The organism is Micromonospora sp. NPDC047753 (assembly GCF_040642735.1).
Taxonomy (GTDB): domain Bacteria; phylum Actinomycetota; class Actinomycetes; order Mycobacteriales; family Micromonosporaceae; genus Micromonospora.
This window is the reverse complement of record NZ_JBEYSL010000707.1, coordinates 1-2646: the sequence shown is the minus strand read 5'-3', so window position 1 is coordinate 2646 and position 2646 is coordinate 1. Positions and strand designations below refer to the sequence as shown.

The 2646-nt window shown below is 70.5% G+C and carries 2 protein-coding genes and 1 pseudogene; all 3 read right to left on the bottom strand.

The genetic code is table 11. From position 1 onward, the window contains the following. The coding region (locus ABZ749_RS33495) for a hypothetical protein (RefSeq protein WP_357235022.1) at positions 1–305 on the bottom strand (305 nt) is incomplete at its 3' end. Positions 306–627: 322 nt separating this feature from the next. Continuing rightward, positions 628–2145: an aldehyde dehydrogenase family protein gene (locus ABZ749_RS33490; RefSeq protein WP_357235019.1), complete on the bottom strand. Its 1518-nt coding sequence runs from the start codon at positions 2143–2145 to the stop codon at positions 628–630. After that, positions 2142–2646 (bottom strand): annotated as a pseudogene (locus tag ABZ749_RS33485) (fumarylacetoacetate hydrolase); the annotation flags it as partial. The gene ABZ749_RS33490 and the pseudogene ABZ749_RS33485, both read right to left, overlap by 4 nt.

Below are 2646 nucleotides of genomic sequence, written 5' to 3'. Positions count from 1 at the left end.
CACTCGGCGGGCGGTCGCGCGTCACCGCAGTCCTGGCAGGCGATGTTCTCCGGTCGGGAGTAGAACCAGTCGCCGTAGACGTGGACCTGCCCGACGTCCTCGGGCGCCCGGTACCGGAAGGTGACCGTGTAGCCGGTCGGGGGCTTGTCGGTGCGGGTGACGGTCGGGCCCAGCGGCGCCGGCGGTGCGGCCGAGGCCGCCGGAGCGGCGACCGTTGCGGCCGTCACTGTGACGGCGGCGAGCAGCGCGAGCAGCAGCCGGCGTGTCGGTGCCGGCGTCGGGGGACGGGGAGGTGCGACGGGCATGTTCCTGCTCCCTCTTCGGCGTGTGGTCAGACCGCACCGAGCGGTCGACCGACCATTCGATGGTGAGGTGAAGGGATACCAGTAACGAGCGATGCAGCGATGCGAGCGCTAACATCGTTCCCTGTCGAAAACACAACCATGAATTGCATTGACGGTCAAGGCGGAAATTGGATCGTAAAATCGCGTCCCCACCATTCGGGCGTGCTTCAGCAACACCGGGGCAACCGGCGCGCGAATTCTCTGTCGGATTGATTCTTCAAGGAATTCGCGCGCCAGTCGCAGGTGGCCCGGAAACGCGCCCGGGAAAAGCCGGCGGACGCGGCTATTCGACCGCTGGCTGCAACCTCCCGTCGATTCGCCGGGAGATGGCGGTGTACTCGTCGCGCAACTCCTCGGGCAGGATCCAGGCCGGAGCGTCCTGCCACGCCAGCGGGCGCAGGAACCGGCGGATCGACGTGGCGCCCACCGACGTGTGCACGGCGTTCGTCGACGGCCACGGTCCACCGTGGTGCTGGGCCCACGACACCCGGACACCGGTGGGGTATCCGTCGAAGACGATGCGACCCGCGCGGGCGGCGAGCACGTCGACCAGTCGACGTACGACCTCGGTGTCGTCGCCCGGTCCGCGGTGCAGCGAACCGGTCAGCGACGGCGGGACGGCGGCCAGCGCGGCGTCGAGGTCCGCGTCGTCGTCGTAGCGGACCACGATCAGGAGCGGGCCGAAGCACTCGTCGGCGATCTCGGCGCTCAGCCCGGCGAGGCCGACCTCCAGGAGGGTCGGCGCCACTGTGAAGCCCGCCCCGGGTTCGATACTGGGCCGCGCCGACACCCGGGCGCCGGCCCGCTCGAACTCCGTGGACCGGTTCTCGTACGCGTCCCGGATGCGCTCGTTGAGCAGGACCGTGCCGCCCGACGCGTCGACCTTCGCCCGCAGCGCGTCGACCAGGCCGTCACCACCCGGATCCGACGGAACGAACGCCAGGCCGGGCTTGGTGCACAGCTGGCCGCCCGAGTTCGTGAAGGAGCCGAAGAGCCCTTCGGCGATCTGGTCTGCCCGAACGGCGGCCGCGTCGGGCAGGACGACGATCGGGTTCACGCTGCTCAGTTCGGCGTACAGCGGAATGGGGTCGGGTCGTTCGTCGATGGCCGCCTGGATGGCGCGGGCGGCGTTGACCGAGCCGGTCAGTGCGGCCGCGCGGATCGCCGGGTGACGCACCAGTGAGCGGCCGGCCTGCTCCCCGTACACGGTCGCGACGACACCCTCGGGCCCGCCGAGGTCGCGGACGGCCGACTCGATCGCGGCGGCGGAGGCGTGCGAGGTCAGGGGGTGGGACGGGTGGGCCTTCAGGATCGTCGGACACCCGGCGGCGAGCGCGGCGGCCGTGTCACCTCCGGCGACCGAGAAGGCGAACGGAAAGTTGCTGGCGCCGAAGACGGCGACCGGCCCGAGGGGTACGAGCATCCGCCGCAGGTCCGGACCCGGTCCGAGTGGTGTGTCGGCGGCGTGGTCGATGGCAGCCTCGACGTACGCTCCGTCGCGCAGCACCTCGCCGAACATCCGGAACTGGAGCGCCGCCCGGGTGAGTTCCCCGTTGAGTCGCGCGGGGCTCAGCCCGGTCTCCGCCTCCGCGGCAGCGACCAGAACCTCCCGGCGGGACTCCAGCGACGCGGCGATCGCGTCCAGCAGCTCCGCTCGGCCGAGCCTCCCACGGGCGGCCAGCCACTGCGCCGCCGCCGACGTCTGAGCGGCGATCACCTCCAGCCGAGACTCGTCGGTCTCGGTGAGATCCGTCGCGCGACTCTTACCGTCGCGCGGATCGACAGTGTTGACCACGTTCACAGCAGTCCTCTCCTCACCAGATTGCCCATGAGATCGCGGACGCCGAAGTGCCAGGGCTCGCACTCCTCCGCGTGCCGCACCCGGTTGACCAGGGTCCCGAGCGCTGGGCAGCTGATCCGTACCACGTCGTCGACCTTGTGGGTGAAACCCTCACCGGGGCGGTCCCGGTCCTGAATGGGCGCGAACATGGTGCCGAGCATCAGGGCCGCGCCGTCGGGATAGTGGTGGTGCGGCCCGATCAGCTGCCGGACCAGTTCCTCGGGATCACGCGACATCTGGGTCATCTCCGAGACCGCCTCCAGGTGGAAGCCGTCCACGCCTCGAACCTCCAGGCGCACCTCAAGTTCGCGTACCCGATCCATGCCGAACCGGTCGTCGAAGAGCCGGATCAGAGGGCCGAGGGCGCAGGAGGCGTTGTTGTCCTTGGCCAGGGGAAGCAGGAGCGCCGAGCGGCTGGCCGCCGCGGTGGACCGGGTCACCGCTGTCACCCGTCGACTGTGG